The sequence below is a fragment of the Streptomyces sp. NPDC021019 genome, assembly GCF_044333295.1.
GTDB lineage: Bacteria > Actinomycetota > Actinomycetes > Streptomycetales > Streptomycetaceae > Streptomyces.
Genome location: NZ_JBIRQR010000003.1, coordinates 161,930 through 184,686 on the forward strand (window position 1 = coordinate 161,930; position 22,757 = coordinate 184,686).

At 70.5% G+C, this 22,757-nt stretch carries 16 protein-coding genes; 5 read left to right on the forward strand and 11 right to left on the reverse strand.

What is annotated here, in order from left to right:
* The first annotated feature begins 56 nt into the window (after positions 1 to 56).
* Together ACH4RG_RS18190 and ACH4RG_RS18195 are read left to right on the forward strand one after the other, a co-directional pair.
* Positions 57 to 929 (forward strand): helix-turn-helix domain-containing protein, encoded by an 873-nt coding sequence (locus ACH4RG_RS18190; protein ID WP_398163179.1) that lies wholly within the window; start codon positions 57 to 59, stop codon positions 927 to 929.
* The gene (locus tag ACH4RG_RS18195; protein WP_398539820.1) at positions 926 to 1,129 is read left to right on the forward strand and encodes a DUF397 domain-containing protein; all 204 of its coding nucleotides are present in this window, start codon (positions 926 to 928) and stop codon (positions 1,127 to 1,129) included. The genes ACH4RG_RS18190 and ACH4RG_RS18195 overlap by 4 nt, the downstream gene beginning before the upstream one ends.
* Before the next feature lie 69 nt (positions 1,130 to 1,198).
* Here the strand turns inward: ACH4RG_RS18195 and ACH4RG_RS18200 are convergent, their stop codons facing one another.
* The 4 genes from ACH4RG_RS18200 to ACH4RG_RS18215 all read right to left on the reverse strand — a co-directional run bounded on the left by ACH4RG_RS18200 (position 1,199) and on the right by ACH4RG_RS18215 (position 9,981).
* Positions 1,199 to 4,378: a type I restriction endonuclease subunit R gene (locus ACH4RG_RS18200; protein ID WP_398539821.1), complete on the reverse strand. Its 3,180-nt coding sequence runs from the start codon at positions 4,376 to 4,378 to the stop codon at positions 1,199 to 1,201.
* 2 nt (positions 4,379 to 4,380) lie between these two features.
* Complete coding sequence (locus ACH4RG_RS18205; protein ID WP_398539822.1) at positions 4,381 to 5,670, reverse strand: restriction endonuclease subunit S; 1,290 nt, start codon at positions 5,668 to 5,670, stop codon at positions 4,381 to 4,383.
* Positions 5,667 to 7,679 (reverse strand): N-6 DNA methylase, encoded by a 2,013-nt coding sequence (locus ACH4RG_RS18210; protein WP_398539823.1) that lies wholly within the window; start codon positions 7,677 to 7,679, stop codon positions 5,667 to 5,669. The genes ACH4RG_RS18205 and ACH4RG_RS18210 overlap by 4 nt, the downstream gene beginning before the upstream one ends.
* Before the next feature lie 88 nt (positions 7,680 to 7,767).
* The gene (locus ACH4RG_RS18215) at positions 7,768 to 9,981 is read right to left on the reverse strand and encodes an N-6 DNA methylase (RefSeq protein WP_397917397.1); all 2,214 of its coding nucleotides are present in this window, start codon (positions 9,979 to 9,981) and stop codon (positions 7,768 to 7,770) included.
* A gap of 209 nt (positions 9,982 to 10,190) precedes the next feature.
* Here ACH4RG_RS18215 and ACH4RG_RS18220 point away from each other — a divergent pair, with 209 nt between their 5' ends.
* Together ACH4RG_RS18220 and ACH4RG_RS18225 are read left to right on the forward strand one after the other, a co-directional pair.
* The gene (locus tag ACH4RG_RS18220) at positions 10,191 to 11,417 is read left to right on the forward strand and encodes a DNA sulfur modification protein DndB (protein WP_398163185.1); all 1,227 of its coding nucleotides are present in this window, start codon (positions 10,191 to 10,193) and stop codon (positions 11,415 to 11,417) included.
* A 130-nt stretch (positions 11,418 to 11,547) separates the two neighbouring features.
* The gene (locus ACH4RG_RS18225; RefSeq protein WP_398539824.1) at positions 11,548 to 12,186 is read left to right on the forward strand and encodes a hypothetical protein; all 639 of its coding nucleotides are present in this window, start codon (positions 11,548 to 11,550) and stop codon (positions 12,184 to 12,186) included.
* Here the strand turns inward: ACH4RG_RS18225 and ACH4RG_RS18230 are convergent.
* The gene (locus tag ACH4RG_RS18230; RefSeq protein WP_397917400.1) at positions 12,146 to 12,979 is read right to left on the reverse strand and encodes an N-formylglutamate amidohydrolase; all 834 of its coding nucleotides are present in this window, start codon (positions 12,977 to 12,979) and stop codon (positions 12,146 to 12,148) included. The genes ACH4RG_RS18225 and ACH4RG_RS18230 overlap by 41 nt on opposite strands.
* 200 nt (positions 12,980 to 13,179) lie before the next feature.
* Between ACH4RG_RS18230 and ACH4RG_RS18235 the strand changes: the two genes are divergently transcribed.
* Positions 13,180 to 15,366, forward strand: coding sequence for a tetratricopeptide repeat protein (locus ACH4RG_RS18235; RefSeq protein WP_398539825.1), 2,187 nt, complete (start codon positions 13,180 to 13,182; stop codon positions 15,364 to 15,366).
* Here ACH4RG_RS18235 and ACH4RG_RS18240 read toward each other — a convergent pair.
* The 6 genes from ACH4RG_RS18240 to ACH4RG_RS18265 all read right to left on the reverse strand — a co-directional run bounded on the left by ACH4RG_RS18240 (position 15,281) and on the right by ACH4RG_RS18265 (position 22,619).
* A complete protein-coding gene (locus ACH4RG_RS18240) occupies positions 15,281 to 17,170 on the reverse strand; it encodes a hypothetical protein (RefSeq protein WP_398539826.1) in 1,890 nt (629 codons plus the stop codon). The genes ACH4RG_RS18235 and ACH4RG_RS18240 overlap by 86 nt on opposite strands.
* A 116-nt stretch (positions 17,171 to 17,286) precedes the next feature.
* Positions 17,287 to 18,267: a sphingomyelin phosphodiesterase gene (gene sph / locus ACH4RG_RS18245; RefSeq protein WP_398539827.1), complete on the reverse strand. Its 981-nt coding sequence runs from the start codon at positions 18,265 to 18,267 to the stop codon at positions 17,287 to 17,289.
* A gap of 170 nt (positions 18,268 to 18,437) precedes the next feature.
* Positions 18,438 to 19,103 carry a class F sortase gene (locus ACH4RG_RS18250; protein WP_397917406.1) on the reverse strand — a complete coding sequence of 222 codons (666 nt, stop codon included), beginning with the start codon at positions 19,101 to 19,103 and terminating at the stop codon, positions 18,438 to 18,440.
* Between the two features lie 120 nt (positions 19,104 to 19,223).
* Positions 19,224 to 19,706, reverse strand: coding sequence for a hypothetical protein (locus ACH4RG_RS18255; RefSeq protein WP_398539828.1), 483 nt, complete (start codon positions 19,704 to 19,706; stop codon positions 19,224 to 19,226).
* Positions 19,707 to 19,831: 125 nt separating this feature from the next.
* Positions 19,832 to 21,895, reverse strand: a complete 2,064-nt coding sequence (locus ACH4RG_RS18260; protein ID WP_398540024.1) for a sensor histidine kinase — start codon at positions 21,893 to 21,895, stop codon at positions 19,832 to 19,834.
* Position 21,896: 1 nt separating this feature from the next.
* Positions 21,897 to 22,619, reverse strand: a complete 723-nt coding sequence (locus ACH4RG_RS18265) for a response regulator transcription factor (protein WP_397917408.1) — start codon at positions 22,617 to 22,619, stop codon at positions 21,897 to 21,899.
* Positions 22,620 to 22,757 lie beyond the last annotated feature (138 nt).

Below are 22,757 nucleotides of genomic sequence, written 5' to 3' on the forward strand. Positions count from 1 at the left end.
GTGGTTGTACGCGGCGACGCGCGGTGTGTACGCACGTGGGACAGGCGGTGGCGGGAATGGCGCAGGACGACGATGCGGGCGGCACGGGGAGCGTGGCGGGCCCGGAGCCCGGAGCGCGGCCCGAGGACGAGCCGGGGTCCGGGGTGATGGTCGCGTTCGGGCGGCAGTTGAAGCTCTTGCGGCTGCGGGCGGGTCTGGACCGGACGGAGTTCGGCAACCGGGTGGGCTACGCGGCCCAGTCGGTGGCCTCCTTCGAGCAGGGCCGACGGATCCCGCAGCCGGGGTTCATCGACCAGGCGGACCCGGTGCTGGACGCCGGGGGGTTGCTGCTGGCGCTGAAGGAGGAGGTGGCGCGGGCGCAGTATCCGGCGTTCTTCCGGGATGCGGCGCGGTTGGAGGCGAAAGCGGTGGCGCTGTGTGTGTATGCCCTCTACGCCGTCCCCGGACTGCTGCAAACAGCGGACTATGCCCGAGCGGGCTTTCGCATGGAGCGGCCATTGCTGGACGACGAGGCGGTCGAGCAGGGCGTTTCGGCTCGACTGGCGAGGCAGGAGGTCTACGACCGCCGCCCCGCACCGTTGCTGAGCTTCATCCTGGACGAGGGGGTACTCCGCAGGCCGATCGGCGGTAAGGCGGTCCTTCGCGCCCAGTTGGAGCAGATCATTCGCATTGGCGAGAAGCGCAACGTCGAGATCCAGGTCATGCCGTTCGACCGAGAGGACCATGCCGCGCTGGGCGGCCCCTTCACTCTGATCGACAACGTCCAGGGGCAGCGCATTGCCTATGCTGAGGTGCAAGGTGAGAGCCGTCTCTACACGGCCCGAACCATGGTGCGTGACCTCGAAGCCCGCTATGGCATCATCCGGTCTCAGGCACTCACTCCACGTGAGTCCTTGGAGTTCATCAGGAAGCTACTGGGAGAGCTATGACCGTCCAACGTTCCGTGTCGGCCCTACCTGAGTTTGCGTGGACCAAGAGCAGTCACAGCACGGGCAATGGCGGCGAATGCGTTGAGGTCGCCTCCTCCAACATGCAGGTGCACGTGCGGGATTCAAAGCAGCTCAGTGGTCCTGTCCTGACTGTGGGACCCGGTGCTTGGAACGGATTCGTTGGCTTCGTGACGGGCTGAGGCCACATACGTGGGGCCCCACCGCAACGCCCGTACGGCGCGCGGCGGGGCCCTGCCAGGTAAGGGCGACTACTCGTCCACGCCCTCGTCGCGGCGGATCATCCGCCAGGCCGCCCGACGGGCGCTGCGGTCCAGGTTGGACCGGAAGCTCTTGTCGGGGCCGAAGTACTGACGTCCCATGCCGGCGGTCGATTCGATGTGGTCGGCCATCTTGTCGGCGAAGACCTTGTCGAAGACCTTGCCGAAGTTGTTCTCGTCGTTGACGACGGCGGCGGCCCGTACCTTGCCCTCGGCCATCGCCTCGTTGAACGGCTTCCGCACGTCCTCCTCGGTGAAGTCCGTCCCGAACTTGGCGTTGAACTTGTCGATCAGCTCGGACAGCAGTGACTTCTCGGCCTCCGCCGCACCTCCCGTCCCGTCCCCGAAGCCCTTCAACTCGGCGGCGCCTTCAGGCGCGAGGGAGACATCGTGCTCGCCGGTCTTCTCGACCCGCAGGTGGCTGAGGTCGATCTCACCGATGTCGACGCCACCGTCGGCCCGGCGGGGGAGCCGGTTGAGGAGGTAGCGCCCGTACAGGTGCAGGCGTTCCAGCTCGGCGTCGCGGTAGGGCACGATCTGGGCGAGGAAGCCGTACTTGCGTACGTAGTCGTTGAGATCGGCGCGGAAGTCCTCCGCCGTCTCCACGTCGTCCTCCTCCTCGCTCTCCAGGAGCGGAGTGAAGCGGGCGACGGCTGGGGAGAGGAGCCGGTACAACTCGGCGTGCAGCTTCTCCCACTTGGCCTGTGATCCGGCCGCCTTCTCCTTCGCCTCGAAGTACGCGGCGGCGAACGCGTCCATCTCCGGTTCCGAGATGATCGGCGCCGACATGACCCGGCTCTGCGCGGTGTAGAGCAGGTTCGGGTCGGAGGGGAGCGTCATCGCCTCCTCGAAGTACGGGCGGAAAGCGTCCTGGATATCCTCGGCCTCGTTGGCGAAGTCCAATACCGCGAGGTCTGCCTGGGTCTTCCGCTCGGCCGTGCGGTTGAGGCGGGAGAGAGTCTGCACGGCGGAGATACCGGTCAGCTTCTTGTTGACGTACATCGTCGTCAGCAGCGGCTGGTCGAAGCCGGTCTGGTATTTTTCGGCGACCACCAGGATCTTGTACTCCTGCTGGCCCCGCCCGCCCGCGTTCACCGCCTTGTCGTCGGCACGGGTGTACGCGAACGCCTTGGGCAGCGCGCCCTCCGAGATCCCGCCGTTCTCCTTCGGCTCGGTCGTCTCCTCGCCGTCGATGGTGAGCGATCCGGAGAACGCGACGAGCACGCCCAGGTCCGGGTACTTGGTGTCGTAGTCCCGGTCCTTGATGTAGCTCTTGATGGCCCGGGCCATCTGCGCGGCCGAGTCCCGTGAAGCCGTGACCACCATGGACTTGGCCCGCCCGCCGAGCCGGCCGCGGGAGTGGGCGAGGAAGTGCTCGACGATCACCTGGGCGTGCTGGGAGACGGTGTGCTCGTGAGTGAGCGCGTACCGGGCGAGCAGGCCGTTCGCCTTCGCGGGGTCGACCTCCCGTTCGTCCGGGTTCTGGTTCACCAGCTTCCAGTACGTGTTGTACGTGACGTAGTTCCGCAGCGGGTCGAGGATGAAGCCTTCCTCGATGGCCTGGCGCATGGAGTACGTGTGGAAGGGCCGGTAGACCGCCTTGCCGTCCACGGTGTGTTCCGTGCCGAAGAGTTCGAGCGTCTTGGCCTTCGGGGTGGCGGTGAACGCGAAGTAGGAGAGGTTCGCGGCCCGCGAGCGCTCGATGGCCTTCTTCTTGAGCTTTTCGTCGACCGTGACGGCGGTCGTGCCCTGGTCCTCCGAGTCGGAGTCCAGACCGAGGCCCCGGAGCGCTGCCCGTACGGCGGTGGCGGCGTCGCCCGACTGCGAGGAATGCGCCTCGTCCACGATGATCGCGAAGCTGGTGCCGGTCAGCTCGGTCGGGTTGCGCTTGATGTAGTCCAGCAGCGCGGGGAACGAGTGCAGCGTGACCGTGACGATCTTGCCGGTGTCGCGGGAGAGGGCGCGGGCGAGCTGCTCGCTCTTGGCCCCGTGCTTCTCGTCGACCTTGACGACCAGGCCCTCGGTCTGCGAGAAGCTGCCGACGGTTTCGCGGAGCTGGGCGTCCAGGTTGCGGCGGTCGGTGATCACGATGACCTTGTCGAAGACCGGAGCCCCCGGCTTGACTCGTCCGGCCGCCAGCGCTTCGGTGTCGAGGGTGCGCGGGTCGGTGTCGGCGTGCAGGTCGCTCAGGCGGTGGGCGAGCCAGCCGATGGTGTTGGACTTCCCGGAACCGGCCGAGGCCATGACGAGGTAGTTCTGCCCGACGCCATGGGTGGCGGCGTGGGTGGTCAGCCGCTTGACCACGTCCCACTGGTGGAAGCGCGGGAAGATCGTCGTCTTTGTGGTGCCCCCACCGGGCGTCTTGCTCTTCTGCTGGTGCACGAACCGCTGGATCAGGTCGAGCCAGTTGTCCCGCGCCCAGACCTGTTCCCACAGGTAGGAGGTGGCGTACGTGCCGTACGCGGTCGGGTCCGGGTTCCCGGCTCCGCCGGGCTGGCCGGCGCCGTTGGAACCGGTGTTGAACGGCAGGAAGCGGGTGTTCTTGCCCCGGAGCTGGGTGGCGACGAAGACGAGGTCCGGGTCGACGGCGAAGTTGGCGATGGCCCGGCGCGTGAAGATCAGCTCGGTGGGGTCGCGGTCGGTGCGGTACTGCTCCTTGGCGTCCTCGACACCCTGCCGGGTGAGCGGGTTCTTCAGCTCGGCGGTGGCGAGGGGGATGCCGTTGAGGAACAGGGTCAGGTCGAGCTTGTTGCCCCAGTCGGCCTGCTTGGTGGCGTAGACGAGTTCGCGTACGACGGTGAGGCGGTTGGCCTGGTAGCCGTCGAGGACGGAGTCGGCGGCTACCAGATTCGGCTTGAAGTAGGCCACGCGGAGGCGGACGCCCCGGTCCTTGACGCCGTTGCGGAGGACGGTGAGCAGGCCGTCGTCGCTGATGGCCCGGTCGAGACGCTGGGCGAAGCCGCGCTGGGCCTCGTTGACGTTGTTGCCGTAGACGGCGAGGAGGTCGTTCCACTCGTCGATCTGCGTCTCGCCGATGAACGTGAACAGCTCGTTGGTGTCCAGGCCGAGGTCGGCCCGGTAGTCCTCGGGCCGCGCCTCGCGCCAGCCGCGCTCGGACATGGCGGCGACTATGGCCTCGCCGAAGGCGGACTCGTGGTGGATGGCAGCCATACCTACACTCCGTCCGTTACGTTGCGGCCGCTGGCGGTGGAGACGTCGAACTGGCCTGTCACGGCGGCGGTGATGAGGGCTTGGCGGCGCTCGGCGATCGTTGCAATCTGCCGATGCAGTGCATCTTGGAGGCTGCTGAGTTTGAATCGCTCTGAAGAGATCCACTCAACGAGCTCGCTTTGCTGGTCGATCGGTGGAACCGGGAGGAGGATGTGATTCATCTCCTCTTGTGTGATCTTTTCACGCGTGGCGCCACTCATGCATAGTTGGCGATCGAATACATTGAGGATCTCTGCAAGGAGCTGACCATTAATCCCGGTTGGCCTCAATACATGGGCGTGATTGTTTACCCAGATCTTTCCATCAATAAAAAATGAGACTTCGAGTTCGGGGTTCCCTAGTTGAGCTCCGTCCTCGCCTAGCAGAACGAGTTGCTCATCGAATAGGTAATCATCAATGTGGTCAACGACGCGACTCGCCCCGTAGTAAGGGTAGGGGCCCTGGCGAGAAGCGCGTTCCTCTGCGCTTAGGGGAACTCTCTTTCCGTCGAGGCATTGTGTAACGTATCGGAGGGGTGTGAGTTTCCAGTCAGCGGGGCATTGAGGCAACCAGCTCAAGCCTGTGCTCTCTGTGACAGTACTTCTTAGCCCTTGCATGAGTACCTCTCGAACCAGACTGAACCTCCTACTTCGCAGAAGCGTCAGTTGCTCTTTCCGAAGGGTAGTCAGTCGATCGAGTGGGGTGGTCTCGATGTCGAGGAAATCTGCGATCCGGCGCTGCTCGCCTAGTGGTGGCAACGGAACCTGAACAGAAGATACTTGCGTCTCACTAACCGATGGGACTGGGCCAGGATTGGTAATTCTCTTCATGTCGAGCAAGGTCATCAGGTAACGCCAAAATCGTACGTCCCCCGAGTGCGGTTCAAATCCTCGAACGTTATCGTCCACGATGCAGGGTCGACCGGTGATACGTCGCTGATTCAGGAGTAGGGCCGCCCCCGCTCGTGGATAGAGGATGCAACCCTGTGGTAGCACGCGGGCCCCCAGGCGGCTGGCCACGTCCAAGCTAACCCAATTATTGGCGGTAGAAATGACGCCGCTCTTATCGGCAAGAGAGAAGTCGGATACTTTAATAAAGGGGATCTTCCCGCTCTCGTTTCCTTGAAATGCGTGAGGGAAAGTGGTTCCCATGTGGAAACGCCCGACTCGGCCAAGCGTCGTCGTCTGCCACCTGCGACCTAGTTGTCCCAGCCAGTCAATCGACGGAACTGTACTACGAGAGTGTGAGTTCACTTAGTCACCTTGCCCAGCAGTGCCTGAATTTCCGCCTCAAGCGCCTTCAGTTCCGCATCGATCTCCGCCAAGGGGCGCGGGGGCTCATACACATAGAAGTGCCGCGTGAACGGAATCTCGTACCCCACCTTCGTCTTCGTGTGGTCGATCCACGCGTCCGGCACATGCGGGTGCACCTCCCGCTTCAGATGCTCCTCCACGTCCTCACCCAACGGCACGTTCTCGTAGTCCCGCAGCTCACTGTCCGGCTCCTTCTGCCCCTTCGCCATCTGGACCTCGCCCCCCGGGTCCCGCACCCCTACTGCCTCCCGCAATGCCTTGCTGAATGGTGCCCCGCTCGGCCAGGTCGTGCCGGCCGCAACCGCCGCGTCCTTCAGCGCAACCCACGCCTCGGATTTCGTCGCCCAGGACCGGGGGCCCTCCATCGCCCTGAAGGCGTCCACCAACGCCGACGCGTTCGGCAGCTTCTGGACCACCTTCGACGCCTCGACCGCCGCCAGTGTCTCCTCCGTCAGCTCGAACCGCAGCTTCAACGGTCGCTCCACCGTGATCCGCTGGTAGCCGAAGGCCGTGTTGTCGAAGACCTTCACCTTGCCGTGCAGCGGGTGCTCCGCGTTCGCCGCAGCCGCCACCGCGTCCCCGTACAACCGCGTGATGTCGCCGATGTGGTTCGGCTTGCTGCCCGACCCGTCGCCCAGTTCTTTGCGCTTGTCGCCCAGCGACTTCCGCATCTTGACCCACTGGTCGCGCGCGTCCAGCAGCACCACCTTGCCCTTGTGCTCGGCGTCCTTCCGGTTGGTCAGGATCCAGAAGTACGTGGAGATGCCCGTGTTGTAGAAGAGCTGGTCCGGCAGGGCGACGATCGCCTCCAGCCAGTCGTTCTCCAGGATCCAGCGGCGGATCTCTGACTCACCCGAGCCGGCCGCGCCCGTGAAGAGCGGGGAGCCGTTGAAGACGATCGCGATGCGCGAGCCGCCCCCGCCCTTCGCGTCCACCGGCTTCATCTTCGAGATCATGTGCTGGAGGAAGAGCAGCGAGCCGTCGTTGATGCGCGGCAGGCCCGCGCCGAAGCGGCCGGAGTCGCCGAGGTTCGTGTGCTCGTACTCGACGTCCTCCTTCACCTTCTTCCACTCCACGCCGAACGGCGGGTTCGCCAGCAGGTAGTCGAACTTCTCGCGCTGGTGGCCGTCGTCCGAGAACGAGTTGCCGAACGCGATGTTCTCCGGGTCCTGCCCCTTGATCATCAGGTCGGACCGGCAGATCGCCCACGACTCCGGGTTGAGCTCCTGCCCGTACACCTCCACCGTGGCGTCCGGGTTCAGCGCCTTGATGTGCTCCTCGGCCGCGCTCAGCATCCCGCCCGTGCCGCACGCCGGGTCCATGACCGTGCGCACCACGCCCGGCAGGCTCAGGGCGTCGCCGTCCGGGGCGATCAGCAGGTTGACCATCAGCCGGATGACCTCGCGCGGGGTGAAGTGCTCACCCGCGGTCTCGTTGGACTGCTCCGCGAAGCGGCGGATCAGCTCCTCGAAGATGTAGCCCATGTTGTGGTTGGACACGACCTCGGGGCGCAGGTCCAGGTCCGTGAACTTGCCGATCACCTGGTAGAGCAGGTTCGCGCTGTCCAGCTTCTTGATCTGCTGCGCGAACTCGTACTTGTCCAGGACCTCGGTCGCGTTCTCCGAGAACGAACCGACGTACACCTGAAGGTTCTTCGCCGCGTTCTGCGGGTCGGCGGCGATCATCTTCAGTGTCAGCGCGCTCTTGTTGTAGAACGAGTGGCCCGACGCCTTCCGCAGGAAGTAGTCCCCGTCGATCTCCTGGCTCTCGTACAGGGCCGCAGTCTCGGCGACCTTCTGCCTCGTCGGCTCCAGTACGCACTCCAGGCGGCGCAGCACCGTGAACGGAAGGATGACCTTTCCGTAGTCGGACTGCTTGTAGTCGCCGCGCAGGAGGTCGGCGACGGACCAGGCGTGGTTCGCCAGCTCCGTGTGCTTGCTGCTGTTCAAGGGGTTCCCCGGATTCCTTTCGGACCCCCGCCCCCACCGGGACGAGTGCGTACAAGTGTGGTCGGTACGTGACGTTCGTGGTGCCGATTCAGGCCGAAGCGTCGGATGCGTGCGTAGGTGTGCCGGCGTTCGACGGGCCGTCCGCCCCCGGCGGCGGAAGTAGTCCGCCCCCTGTCAGCCCGCCCGCCAGCAGCCCCGCCGTTCGCTCGGCCAGTTCCGTGGCGTGCCGTGCCTCCGCCCGTAGCTCGTTCACGCGGCGGAAGGCCTCGCCGTAGCGGCGCTGCTCCTCCAGCGGCAGGAGCGGTACGCGCAGCCGGCCCGGGCTGACGTGCACGATCGTGCTGCCGGTCGACGCCGCGGCGATGTTCTCCTCCGCACCCAGGAAACCGGCGAGGAACCAGGCGTCGAGCCGCGACGGATCGGGCCGGAACAGATGGACCTGGGGACCGAGCAACGCGCCTTCGTCCGCCTCGTCCGCCACGCGGGCCATCGCCCCGCCGCCGCCCGCTACCGCGCGTACGACCACGTCGCCCACCGCGACCACCGGCGTCGACTCCGTACGCAGCCCCGTCGGGTCGCCGGTCGGCCCCGTGCCCCGGGCGATGTCCATGCCCGTGAGCACGGCGAGCGCCGGGACGGAGGGATCGGGCTCCCGCGTCTCCGGCGCGCTACGGAGCAGGGTGAGCGCACCGCCCCTGGCCAGGTCCGCCGCCGTGGCCGTACGCCACTCGCGGGGCGACCGGCCGGGCGCGGCTCGCCAGTCGGCCGAGCGCGCCGCCTCGCCCAGCAATTCCGTCCGGGCGATGAGGCGGCGTCGGGCCTCGTCGGCTTCCCGGGCCAGCTCCGCCGGTTCGACGTCGGTCCGGGCGACCAGCACATGCCGGGCGGGGGAGAGGTCGACGACATCGTCGAGCAGGTCGACCACCGGGACCGCGCGCGCTGTGCCCGGCTCGTCGACGAACTCGTCCGGAGCCTCGGTGAACGCCTCCCAATGGGTCAGCGCGGTCTCCGACAGTACGGACCAGTCCAACGTGGGGCGGCCGGCCCGGGAGGAGCCCGAGTTCGGGCCTCCGCCACGTCTGCCCGTGCCCGTCACGCCGGAAGGGCGGTCGTCGCCGGGGTGGCCCGTCACCGCGGCCTCCGTCGTGTCGACGAACAGCACCGACTTGCGCTCGGGGCCCGCCGGTTCGGGGCGTTGCAGCACCCAGATCTGGAGGCCCACGTGGAAGGGGGCCGCCGTGCCGGGCGGCAGGGCCACGACGGCCCGTACGGCTCCGCTGCGTACGAGGTCCATCCGTACGCGTCGGCCCGACGCCCGGGACGCCGTGGCCGGAGGGAGGATCATGACCGCGTGGCCGCCCGGCTCCAGGTGCGCGAGCGCGTGCTGGACCCAGGCCAGCTCCGACTCGGCGCGCGGCGGCACACCGTAGGCCCAGCGCGGGTCGTAGGCCAGCTCGTCGTGACCCCAGTCCCGGTCCCCGTAGGGCGGGTTGCACACGACCGCGTCCGCGGTGAGCCGCTCGAAGGCGTCGGCGCGGAGGCTGTCCCCGATGCGTACGGTGACCGCCGCCTGCGGAGCCGCCAGCATCACGGCGACCGCGCTGCGCCGGGCCTGCACGGGGACGCTGTCCTGGCCGTACAGCTCGCTCGCGCCCCGCCGGGACGCCGCCGCGAGCAGGGAGCCGCTACCGCAGGCAGGGTCGAGCACGCGGACGGGCCGGCCGGGAACCAGCCGGGCCACGAGATCCGCGAGCCGCACCGGGGTCATGTACGTGCCACTCGCGGCCGTGTCCTCCAGCTCGCGCTCCGCCAGGACGCCGAGGGCCGCCTCGCCGCCCTCGTCCCGTACGCACAGGGCGAGGGCCCGCAGCGCCGCTGTGTCCTCCGGTGAGAAGCGGACAGCTTCCGGGCCGGGGACGCTGTCGGCGAGCCGGGCGGCCGAGCCGTCCGCGTGGGTGACGAGGTCGGCGTCCGGCAGCTCGGCCAGCGCGGTCAGCTCATCCGGAGAGCGGTGAGCCGCGGCGAGTACGAGCGGGAGCAGCCTCGCCACCGCGACGCTGCCCCGGGGGTGCAGGCGCAAGGTGGTGCGCAACTCCTCCAGGGCGTTGGTCGCTCCCGCATGGCCACGCGCGGCCAGCCAGGTCCGTACCGCCGGCAGGTCGTACAGCGGGCTGCTCTCGTTGCCTCCCGTCGGCGCCGGGAAATCGTCGTGCCGACGTCGCCAGTTGCTGACGGTGGCGCGCGTGACTCCCGCGATGCGGGAGATCTCGGCCGCCGTCACCTGTGCGGATGGCTGGGGCATGGCGGAAGACCCGGACCTCTCGGTTGCGAACGAAGCGGACGACGGTGAACGACCGGTCGGCGACTCCCGCGGTCAGTGGCCGTTGCTGCTGAACAGCTCACAATCTACATCAGTCAGTAAACGCGTCAAGCTGTTTGACAGTGCTTTCAGGTGAGTGCTTAGGTTGAGATGCTTCCGCAGTGGGGGCATCCATCCCAGGGGGAATCGCCATGCGCATCACCATGCCGACCGCGGTCATCGAGGGGACCCAGCTCACCGTCATGCCGTTCCGGGCGGACGCGGTGATCGGGACCATGTCCGTACCGACGCTCGTCCAGCTCGTTCCGTCGCCCCGCCGCGAGGAGGACGTGAAGACACTGAAGGCCGCGTCCGGGGCCGTGCGCCGCCACGCCGAACTGCGGTCGCTGGTCCAGCGGGCGCTGAAGTCCACGCAGAAGGGGAAGAACGTCGGCTCGTACGCCGAGTACATCGCCGACGGCGTCAAGGGGGAGCTGGGCGCGGGCTGGTCCACCCCGCCCATCACGTTCTGGCACGCGGGACCGCTCGCCGCCCTCAGCGACGAACTGGTGGCCGGCACCGGACTGCGGACCCTGACCATCACGCCCGGCACCTCGATCGTCGCCATCGACGGCGAGACGCAGACGACCGCCTGGCACGAGCTGTACGACGACCCGGAGCGCTTCGGCCTCACGTACGCCGAACTCGCCGCCGTGCGCATCCCCTTCGAGCTGTACGTGGACCTGTCCGTGGCCGATGCCCGGCAGATCTTCTACGACCGGAACGTGCAGGGTGTCGTGGTGGCCAAGAACCTGGCCATGTCGATGGACCAGCGCGACTTCGCCACGCGCCTCGCCCACCGTGTCGCCGACGCCGTCAAGGTCGAGATCGACGACAGGATCGTGTCGTTCGCCAAGCTGGTCAACGCGAGCAAGCGCCAGGTGGGAAAGACCGACCCCGAGGTGATCACCCTTTCCGCGCTCCGGGCCCTCGTGATCACGTCGATCTACGGGCGCGGTGGCCTCTCGCGCTCGGCGGAGACCGTGCACGAGGACGAGCTGCCCGCCGGGTCGGACGCCCAGCAGGTGGAAGCATGCGTCCTGCCGCTGCTCGCGGGTCTGATCTCCGGCCACAGCGCCCATTTCCTTGCGCGGAGCGCCCTCACCGCCCCGGCCGTGCTTGCCGGGCTGGGCATTGCGGTGCACCACACCACGCCCTGGGCCGAGCCGTCGAACGCGCTCGGCGCCGACCAGCTGAACCGGCTGCTGTCCGACATCCGGTGGGAGCGGGACGCCCGCTACTGGGACGGGGTGGCGGCGAAGGCGGGCGCCTCCGGGCGGCTCAACTTCAGCGGTGGGGTCAAGGACTCCGGAGGGCGCGTCGCCGACGCGATCCTCTACCCGGCCACGGAGACCGGGCGCCGGATCCGCGGCCGGTGACCGTCCACCCCCGCCTGCCTGTCGCACGGATCGTCGTCGCCCCGCCAGGCACTGTGCCCGCGTGTCGGTGGACGACGCGTCCCAGCGGCCTTCCCCCTGTTGTCGCATCACCACGACCTGGAGCCCACACATGAACTCGCACCCGCCCGACCAGCCCGACCAGCACGCGCCCCGGGGACCGCTCGGTGGACACCCCGATCAGCGCGGCCGGCCCACCACGCCCTGGGGAGCGCCTCCGCAGGGGGCTCTGCCCGATCCCTCCGCCCCGCGGAAGCCGTCGCGAGGCAAGGCATGGGTGACCCATGGAGCCGTCGGCGCCGTCGCCCTGTTCCTCGGCGTCGGCATCGGCATCTCGGACGACGAGGCCCGGGCAGAGGCCTCGGACGCCGGTCCCACTCCGAGGATCACCGTGACCAAGACCGTGACCAAGGAGGTGGAGGTTCCCGGCCCGGAGGTCACCGTCACGAAGACGGCCACCGTCACCGCCAAGCCGCCGAAGCCGCCGAAGCCGCCGAAGCCCAAGGGGCCGCCCACCACCGTGGGCGGGGACGGCGAATACCTGGTGGGAAAGGAGATGCGCGCCGGGACCTACAGGACGAGCGGCCCCGGTGAGTCCTTCGGGTGCTACTGGGAGCGGGCGAGGAACTCCAGCGGGGAGTTCGACGCCATCATCGCCAACGGCAACCTGGAAGGCAGCGGGCGGGTCACCGTCAACAAGGGGGAGATCTTCAAGTCCACCGGTTGCCAGGACTGGAAGAAGGCCGGCTGAGCACCTCCACCAGCTCCGCCAGCGCCCCGGCCATCATGTCGAGCCCCGGCCCCGCCGGGCCGCCCGGCTCGCTCATGTACGTGTCGCGGCGGATCTCGATCATCAGCGCGGTGACCCGGCGGTCCGTTCCGTAGTGCCGGAGAGGGACGTACGTACCCGCGAACGGGGTGTCGTGTCCGAGACCGTCGTGGCCGACTCGGCTCCCGAACGCCGCCTCCGCCGCCGCGAGAAGCTCCGGCGGGGTGTGGAACGGGTCAGTGCCCAGGCAGACGGGCGGGCGGGGGCCGGCGCCGTGGAGTTCGTAGGGGAGGGGCACGGTCGGGTACGAGTGGACGTCGATGATCACCGCCCGGCCGGCGGCGGCGATGCGCGCCTCGACCGCCGCCGTCATCGCGGCGGCGTACGGGTGGAAGTACGCCTCCAGCAAGGGATCCGGGTCCGCCTCCGGCGGGCGGAGCCGTTCGCGGTGGGTGGTGCGGGTGTAGACGGCGCCCATGCCGACGGCGAGCATCTCCTCCCGCTCGTCCGGGAAGCGTTCCGGGTCGACGACCAGCCGGGACAGGTTGTTGACGAAGCGCCACGGGGCGGCCGGGGCGATCACCGTCGCCGCGGCCGCCAGTTCGGCGGTGTGGGCGTCGGTGATGTGGTCGAGCTCGCGCTCCAGGGCGGCATCGTCCAACGTGATCCCTTCGCGTACTTCTCGCGGGATGCGGCGGGACCCGTGCGGGACGTGCAGGAGGACCGGTGAGTCGGCGGCTCCCGGGATGAGGGTGAACGGCTGCGGATCACTCACGGGTGACTCCTTCGAGGTGTTTCGTTCGTTCCCGCACCAGCATCCCGGACCGCCCCGGGAAGGCATCGGGGGGCCTCCCGTTCTTCTGGCAGGCCGTCAGCGCGCCCCGCCAGCCGCTACCGTTGATCCTCGCGATCGGTCGTGGCGGTGCCCGGGAGGGGCGCACCGGGCGAACCGGCGGGGAGCAGGGGGCGCACCGCATGCTGGATCCCATATCGATGGCCGCCATCACGGCGGTCCTCGGCGCCGTCGGTTCGGGCGTGGCGAGCGAGGCCGGCAAGTGGGCCTGGGAGACCGCGGGCGGGCTGGTGCGGCGGATGGCCGGACGCGAGGTCGCCGCGCCGACCCGGCCCGAGGAACGGGACGCCGTGGCGCGGATCGTCCACGACAGTGTGCGGAGCGACCCCGAACTGGCCCGCACCTGGAGCGCCTTCGCTCGGACGGTACGGACCACGGGAACAACGGTCGGGCGGCCCCGACTGCCCTCCTCCGTACGCTTCTTCACGGACCGGAAGGGGGCGATGAGACTGCTCGACCGCGAGGCGGGCCGCAAGGCGGACGGACGCCCCCGGGTCGCCCTTCTGTACGGGGACGACTCCATGGGCACCAGCGCCCTGGCCGTGCACTGGGGCTGGCGGGCGGAAAGCCTGTTCCCGGACGGGCAGCTCTACGTGGACCTCGGCCGCCGGGGCACGGGCAGTGCCCGCACGGCCGGCAGCGCCCTGCGGGAACTGCTGCTCCGGCTCGGGCTGGGCGACGAGCGGATCCTGCCCTCGGAGGCGGAGCGCATCGACGCCTTCCGCCGAGTCGTCGCGGACCGCAAACTGCTCCTGGTCCTCGACCACGCCCGGTCCGCCGCGCAGATCGCACCGCTGCTCACCTCCGCTCCCTCCGTCCTCACCCTGGTCGTGGCCCGGCGACCGCTCTCCGGTCTCGACGCGTCTCCGGTGCCCGTGGGGCCCCTCAGCGACCGGGACGCGGCGCGCCTGCTCACCAAGATCGTGGGCAAGCAGGTCATGCGCTCCGCCCGCGCGGCTCTCCCCGCCGTTCTGGCACGGTGCGGCGGATCGCCGTACGCCCTGCGCGTCGCAGCGCCCCGGCTCCTCGATCCCGGGCCGCTCACCGCGGCCCTGCCGCCCCCACTGCCCCAGGGCGAACCGACGGACGAACCGACCGACGAACCGACGGGAGGCCTCACCATGAGCGACAGCGACCCGGTGCGTACGGCCGCGGAGGACGCCTACCGGCTGTTGCGGCCGGACGCCGCCCGGCTGTACCGCCTCATGGGGCTGCGACAGTGGCCCGCCTTCGACGCGGAGGCCGCGGCGCGGGTCGCGGGCATCGACGTCGACGCCGCCGAGGAACTGCTCGGCGGGCTGGCCGACGTACTGCTGCTGGAGCACACGGACAACGGGCGCTACCGCTACCGGCCGTCCGTACGCGCCCACGCCGAGGAAGCGGCGTTCCGCCACGAGGGCATCGCAGGCTGCTCGGCGGCCACGACCCGCGCGGTCGAGCACTACCTGCGGCTGTCGGTGACGGCGGCGCGGGCCGCACTCCCGGAGAGCTGGCGGGTGCCGGACGCCCTGGCGGACGGACCGGACGGCGCCTACGCCGGGCGCGGTGACGCCGTGGCGCGTCTCGCCGCCGAACTGCCCAACCTCGTCGAAGCCGTCGCGACCGCCGAGGAGTTCGGACAGCCGGACACGGTGCTGACTCTCTGCCGCGCCCTGTGGCCGCTCCAGCTCAAAGCGGGCCACCACGAGGCGGTGCTGCCGGCTCTGCGGATCGGGGCGGCCGTCGCCGACGCGCAGGTCCCCGGCAGTCGGACCGCAGGCGCACTTCACGTACAACTCGCCCACACGTTGGGTGAGTTGCAGCTCGGGGACGAGGCCGGTGCGGAAGCGGCGGCGGCCGCACGCGACGAGCGGGCGGCGGGGCACACCCGCGGCCTGGCCTCGGCCATCGAGATCCTGGGGCTGCTGCGACTGCGGCAGTGGCGCTTCGCCGACGCGTACGACTGCTTCGACGAGGCGTACGCCGTCCTCGACGGCATCGGGCCCGAGGACGAGGGCGCGGCGGACGTGCCCCGGGCGCGGGCTCTGCTGGAACGCCACAGGGGCCGGGCCCTGCGGGGGCTCGGGCGGCTGGACGAGGCCCAGGAGCACGTGCGGCGCGCCCTGGCCTTCTTCCGGGCGAACGGCGAGGCGTACAACACCGCACGGGCTCTCACGGACCTCGCCGAGATCCTGCTCGCCGGTGAGGAGCCCACAGCGGCGCTGCCGTTGACCGACGAGGCGATCAGGATCCTGTCCGAGGAGAACGCCGACCAGCACGTGGAGTATCTGCGTCGCCTGCGTGAGCGCTGCTCCGGTCCGCAGGAGTAGGCGAGGGGCGCAGCCGCGTTCCGCCCGGCGCCGGCCCGTCCGCCTCGGCCGTGACCGCCACGTGGTGGGCGGTGCTGCCCGTACGGACGGTCAGACCGTCCGCGACCAGAGCGGCCAGGGTCCCGCCCGCCGCGAGCCAGGCGTGCACCGCCGACGCGTACACCGCCGGGTCCGCGTCGGCTTCCGGCCCTCCGGTCAGCCGGAGCAGGGCCCCGCCACGGGTCCGGACGACGCAGGACGAGGGTCCGGTGACGTAGGCCGCCAGTGCGCAGTGCGCGTGCCGGTCCAGTACCTCGGCGACCCATCGGCCGGGCGGGCCGAACCGCGGGTCGTCCGGAGCCCCGTCCCGGAAGACGACGTCGGCCAGGCTGAGCTGCCCCGGATCGCGGGTGTCCTCATGGACGGCCAGATGGGCGTCCCCCGCCCCGTCGGGCTCCCGGGCGGGATCGGCGTACCGGGTCACGACGACCTCCGGCCCCGCGAGGCAGCGCGTCAGCACGTACAGGGGAGCCGTACGAAGGGCGGGTTCCGGGTCCGGCAGCGGCAGCGGCAGGAGCAGGGCGGGGCCCGGCGGCTCGGGGGCGGCCATCAGCTCGTAGAAGGCCCGCCTCAGCCGTACCGCCGCCTCGCCGGGCACGGAGGAGGTGAAGCGCGTCGGACCCGGCTGCGGGACGTGGCTTTCGACCAGCGCGTCCAGTTGGCCGCGCAGGGGCGCCCGCGCGTCGAGTCCGGGCGCGGTCCGGATGAAGTCGGCGATGGGCGCGTCGGGATCGAGGCTCCCCAGGGGTGCCGCTCCGAGGAGTACGGGGGTGCCGAGCGCCGCGGCGTAATAGGTGACGGAACCGTGGTCCCCGATGACGACGTCGGCCGCGAGCAGCGCCTGACGCCAGTCCGCCAGCGGGTCGATCAGCGCCAGACCGGCTCGCCTGGCCCGGTCCAGCCAGGCCCTGATCTGGCCGGAGCCGTGACCGTGCCAGATGTTGGGATGGAGGACGGCGGCGATGCGGTACTCGTCGGCGGGAAGCTCCGACGCGAGCCGAGGAAGCAGCGCGGGCAGTGTGTCGTCACCGCCCCCGTCCTCGCCGGCGACTCCGTCCCCGTCGCCGTCGCCCAGCAGCGACTGGGGGCCCCAGGTGGAGTTGAGCAGTACGAGCCGCTGCCCACGCCCCACGCCGAGCGCCCTGCGAAACCGGTCGCGGTAAGGACGTGCCGCCAGGATCCGGTCGAAGCAGGGGTCGCCCCCGAGCACGGCGGTGGGCAGTGCTTCAGGGCAGGCGGCGGCCAGTCGGTCGAACTGCTCGGGGTGGGAGAGGACGAGTGCGTCGGCGAGAGGGACACCGTCCGCGAGGAGCCAGTCCGGCGCGAGTCCGAAGACCGGGGGAGGCGCATCCTGAGACGGGGCCGCCTCCGCATCGGTGCTTGGTGTCGCCAGTCTTTTGGTGTAGCCGATACCGTGCGAAAGTATGAGCAACGACCCCTGGATCGCACCGAGTTCGCCGCCGAAGCTGGCCGAGATCGCAAGGTCCACCGGTGTCGCGAGGGCCTGTTCCCACGGCAGTACGGGCACCCCCGTGTCCGCGAGCAGTTCCGCGACGCCGGACCGGAAGGCCGAGGACCCCGTGCAGGTGGCGAGGAGCTGCACCCCGAGGTCGTCGTGGAACAGCGGCAGGACGTCGAGCAGCCGGGTCGCCGAGGTGACGTTGTGCACGACGAGCAGTACGCGACGGCAGCGCACCCGCGTGGCCCAGCGGGCCGCGTCGTCCCCGACCGGCACCCGTATCCACTGGTCCCGCTCCTCGTCCATACCGGCCCTCTCGCGCTCCCGGACACAAGCGCTGGCCACGATATATCGGCAGGGTCCGGGCGACGCGCCGTCCCCCTCCCGCGACGAGCGGAGGGGACGGCGAGGTCGGGGCGCGGTTACCGGCCGGAGCCGATCACCGGGTAGTGGTCGGAGAGGTTCGTGTACGTGTAGTCCTTGCCCCAGCTGGACACCGTCCAGGGGGCGCTCTCCTCCTTGATCACGTCGTTCTTCCAGCCCGCCGGCTTGGCGTGGCCCGTGCGGTGCAGGACGTGGTCCAGGTCCTCACGCGGGTCGTCGGGGTAGCGCTCGGAGGCTATGGAGTTGTCGCGGGTGTCGAAGGAGTACGGGTGGCCCGTCCGGGTCTCCGGTGCGCTCAGGCCCGCGTCGGAGAGGAACGAGGCGAACTCGGCCGAGTGCCCGTCGACGTTGAAGTCGCCCGCCACGACCACCTGTTCCGAGGCCGGGATGTTCTTCGCGTCCAGGAACGCGTCCATCTGCTGGAACTGCCGGCTGCGCGTCTCTGCCGCCTGGCCCGCCGAGCAGCCGGGGTCGGTCGACTGGGCGTGCGTGCCGACGACGTGGACCCGGGCTCCGTCGACGTTCAGCACCGTGTAGGCGAAGCCCTTGTTCGAGAACCAGTCGCCGCCGCAGGCGTCCTTGAAGACGAACTGCTCCTTGCGCACGATCGGCCACTTGCTCAGGATCGTGACGCCGCCGTCCTCCGGCGTCGTCGCCGCGTACGAGCCGCCCGTCGCGTCCCAGCCGCTCTTGCTCCGGCCGACCACCGGGGTCCGGTACGGGTACTGGGACGCGGAGTTCCGCAGCAGCGCGTCGGAGGCCCCGTTGTCGAAGGCCTCCTGGATCACCACGACGTCATTGCCCTGGAAGAACGACGTCTTCGGGATCTCGGCCGCTCGGTGGTCCTGGCCCCAGTTGGGGTACAGGGTCTTGCTGAAGAGGAACGCGTTGTACGAGAGCACCCGCAGTGACGGGGTCTCGGCAGCGGCCGCCTGCGGCGCGTTCACGGCGAGGGTGACGGTGGCGAGGGTGGCGGACAGGGCCACGCCGGTCAGGCGGCGGAACGCGGTGTTCGGCACGAGGTCTCCTGTGGTCGAGTGGGGGGCGTACCGGTCGACCCCATCCAAGCAGCGGGAGTTACCCGCGGGTAGACATCGGGTGGCACGAGTCTGTCCGGCCGGCTGCCATCCGTCGAGCCGACGCCACATGTGGTCCGTCGCTCGCGGGATTCCCGTGGCGGCGGACCGTTTCAGGCGAGGGCGCCGTACACGATGAGGTTGTCGACCGTATGACCGTCCGCGTCGAACTCGCCGTCGCAGGTGATGAGCCGCAGCGTGCTGTCCTTCGTCGGGCCGTAGACCTTGTCGGTGGGGAACGCCTTCTTGCTGACCGCTTCCTTTCCGGTGACCGTGTAGCGCAGGGTCTTCCCCGCCCCGTCGCGGACCAGGACCTCGGCGCCGTCGCGGATGTTCTTGAGGTCGTGGAACACGGCACGGCCGAAGCGGGTGTCGTTGTGGCCGATCAGAACGGCGGGCCCCGGCGTGCCGGGCACGGAACCGCCGCTGTACCAGCCGGCCGTCATGCCCTTCTCCGCGGGCGGGACCTCGACCGTGCCGTCCGGGTTGAGCCCCAGCTCCATGAGAGTGCTCTGTATGCCGATCGACGGGATGGAGACGTGGGCGGGAGCCGGCTGTTCACGCTCGCCCGTCCTGGACGGCTCGGTCGATCCGGTCGATCCGGATGCCGTCTCGCCCTGAGCGGAAGAGGCCGATGCGGAGGGCGCGCCTGCTGCGGCGGACGAGGCCGAGACGGAGGGCTCGGCGGACGAGCAACCCGCCAGAGCGGCGCAGGCCGCCAGGGCGGTCAGTAGAGCGGCGGTCCGCCGGAAGCGGTGGGGCGACGTACAGGACGGCACAGAGGACTCCGGGATCGGGACGGGACGGGGCGGCGGGGCAGGGTGGCGGGCCGGTGCGCGGGCGTGGCGCCGCCCCGGTGTGGGGGCGGCGCCACGGTCAGCTGTGGTGAGCGGTGCGGGTCAGCCGTTGAGGCCGGCCGCCGAGCGGCGGCGCAGCACGATCGTGCCCACGCCGGCGAGCAGGGCGGTCCCGGCCACCGAACCGGCCAGCACCGCGGTGCTGTTGTCACCGCTCCCGGCGGGGCGCTCACCCGCGGCGACACCGCCGCGCGGGGTGACCACCGGGGCGGCCTCCTTCGCCGCGGGCGCGGGCGCGGGGCCCTCGCCCGCCGCCACGCCGCCGCGCGGTGTCACCGCCGGCCGGGCGCCGTCCTTCGCGGCGTCATCGGCGGCCTTGCGCTCGGACAGGTCGACCACGGGGGGCTTGCTCTCGGAGAGATCGACGACGGGGGGCTTGCTCTCGGACAGGTCGGCCACGGTGGGCTCCGACGGCTTCGGGGAGGCGTCGGCGAAGGCGGCGGCGGACGGGACCAGCACCGCGCCGGCCGCGACGGCGGCCAGGACGGCGGCCCGCAGGGTACGACGAGAGGGGAAAACGGTCATACGGATGGCTCCATTCCAGAGTCGGCCCCGTGACGGTCCCGGATGACGTTCGCACCGGGAACGAGGCATGCCGCCAGGCTGGCGTGGAGATATGAAGAAGCTGTCAGAGCGCTGTGGTCATCCCATCAGGGGCCGGACGGCGTGGTTCCGGGCAGTCGAAGGACGAACGTCGACCCCTCGCCCTCGACGCTCGTCGCTTCCACCGTGCCGCCGTGGGCCTCGACCAGTTTGCGGACGATGGCGAGGCCCAGGCCGCTGCCGCCCGTACGGCGGCTGCGGGACTTCTCCGCGCGCCAGAACCGGTCGAAGACATGGGGCAGGTTGTCGGACGGGATGCCGGAACCGGTGTCCGCCACCTCGACCAGCACCGCCCCGTCACCCTCGTCGGAGGCGTACGCGCGCAGCGTCACCCGCCCGCCCTCCGGAGTGTGCCGCACGGCGTTGGACACCAGGTTGCCCACCACCTGGCGGAGCCTGACCGGATCGGCGCGCAGGGCCGGCCCCGGGGCGGTGCCCGTGACGGCGAGGGTGACGCCCGCGGTCTCCGCCCGCGCCTGGTGGGCGGCGGCGACCTGGCTCAGCAGCTCGTGGGCCTCCACGGGTTCGGGGTGCAGCCGCAGCACACCGGCGTCGGCGGCGGCCAGGTCCTGGAGGTCGTCGATGATGTGCTGGAGCAGCACCGCCTCCTCCAGCAGCGAGGAGACGAACGCCGGGTCGGGGTCGGCGAGCCCGTCCTGGGCGGCCTCCAGCCAGCCCCGGATGTTGCTCAGCGGGGTGCGCAGCTCATGGGCGACGTCGCTCACCATGGCCCTGCGCTGCTCCTCCAGCCGCGCCCGGTGCGCGGACATGTCGTTGAACGCGGCGGCGAGCCGGCCGACCTCGTCGTCCCCCGAGACGGGCACCGACTCCGGCCGCTCCCCGTCGCGCATACGCTGCGCGGCGCCGGTCAGGGCGTGCAGCGGGCGCACCAGCCGGGCTCCGGCGAATACCGAAGCGCCCACGGTGAGGGCCAGCACGAGCGCCGCCGCCCCGGCGATCCTGGCCGTGTTCGCGGGGGACAGATCGAACCCGGGCAGCGTCGTGCCGCCCTCGTCACCGATGAAGAGGAGGGCGGGGGAGGCCACGTACGAGCTGAGCTGTTCGCTCCGGGCCGTGCCCACACAGGACGCGATGGCCCGGTCGTTCTCCCCGGTGCGTTCCGGCGTCACGACGGACGGCTCGGCGTCCTCCGCTGGGGCGTCGCTCGGCACAGGCACAGGCACAGGTGCGGGCTCCGGCAATAGCGGCCCGGGTTCGCCCGGCCGCGGAGCGGTCTCGGGTGCCAGGGACACCCGTGCCGGGTCACCCCAGGACAGGTCGCTGTTCAGCCGTACGCCCTCGCGGCCCTGGCGCTTCAGGCAGGCGTCGGCCAGCTCGGTGAGCGCGTCGAGCGCCTTCCGTTCGGAAGAGGTGGGTGTGTCCAGAGCGGCGAGATCACAACGCGTGCCCAGGGCGCGTTCGGGGTCGTTGCCCACGATCTGCACCCGGGGGCGGCCGCTCGGGCCGACCACCACGTCCGAGGCGATGCCCGCCCGGTTCAGGCACTCCACCTTGCTGTCGGCGGTCCGCCGCAACGCCTTGCCGTCCGCCGCCGACAGCCGGAACGGCCCCACTGCCCGGGGGTCGATGCGGTCGGCCGCCGTGCCCTGCCCGTCGGTCCCGCGCGCCGCCAGAACGGTGTCCACGGACAACGGATCGACCACGGCGGACGCCTGCGGCGGGAGCGCCGGCGCGGTCGCCGCCGTGGCGGAGTCCGCCAGCCGCTGCCTGCCCTGTGTGGTCAGGGCGACCCGGCGGCCCGACTCGCGGGCCAGTTCGCGCACCGTCGCACCGACCCCGTCCCAGGTCGGATTGCCGGCGGCGTACTCCAGCAGGGTGTCGTAGATCCGGGCGTCCGCGGTGAGGTTCCGCCCCTGCTCCTGCTTGATCGCCCCCGACGTGGTCTGCACGGCGATCCAGGCGGTGGCCGCCACCGAACACGCGGCCACCAGCGCCGAAACGGCGAGCAGCCGCCCCAGCAGGCTCCGGCGCAGCGGCAGCCGCGCCCGGCCCGGAGTCTCCCGTCGGCCCTCGCGCCGCCCGCGTCGGCCGGCGCTCCTGCCGTCCTCGCCCGTCCCGCGCCCGGCCACCCCGTCGTCGCCGTCGCGCACCCTACGCACGCCGGACCGCCTTCGCCGGATCGGTGAGCTTGTAGCCGACGCCGAACACGGTGAGCAGGCGCTCCGGACGCCGCGGGGTCCGCTCGATCTTCTTGCGCAGGTTCATGACGTGCACGTCGACGGTCCGGGCGCTGATGTAGCGGTCGAACCCGTGGAGCTCCTCCAGCAGCCGCTGACGGCTGAACACCCGGTCCGGTCCCGCTGCCAGGGCCGCCAGGATCCGGAACTCGCCCGGGGTGCACTCCACCGCCCCGCCGCCCACGGACACCTCGTGCCGCGCCGGGTCGACCATGAGGGCGCCGACCCGCAGAACCGGGTCCTCGTCCACCGGCTCGGGGGCGGCGGTGCGCCGGGTGCGCCGCAACAGGGTGCGGACGCGGGCCATCAGCTCGCGCGGACTGTAGGGCTTGGTCATGTAGTCGTCGGCGCCGAGGTCGAGACCGAGCAGGAGGTCGTCCTCGGTCGAGCGGGCGGTCAGCATGAGCACCGGCAGCTCGCGGTTCTCGGACCGCAGCACCCGCACCACGTCGAGGCCGTCGGCCCGGGGCATCATCACATCGAGGACGAGCAGGTCGGGTTCCTGGTGCCGTACGGCGTCGAGCGCGGCGAGGCCGTCGCCCACGATCCGTACGGCGTGTCCTTCCCGTTCCAGATAGCGGCGTACGAGCTCGGCCTGTTTCTCGTCGTCCTCGGCAACTATGACGTCAGCGCACACGCCCCGATCGTAGAGCGGTGGGATATCGGTGCGAGCCCGGGGCGGCGCCCGTACCGTCCACATCGCGGACGCGCCCCCGACCGGGACCGACGGCCGCAGGTGCCCGGCCGAGCCCCGCCGCGATGCCGACCTTGTGAT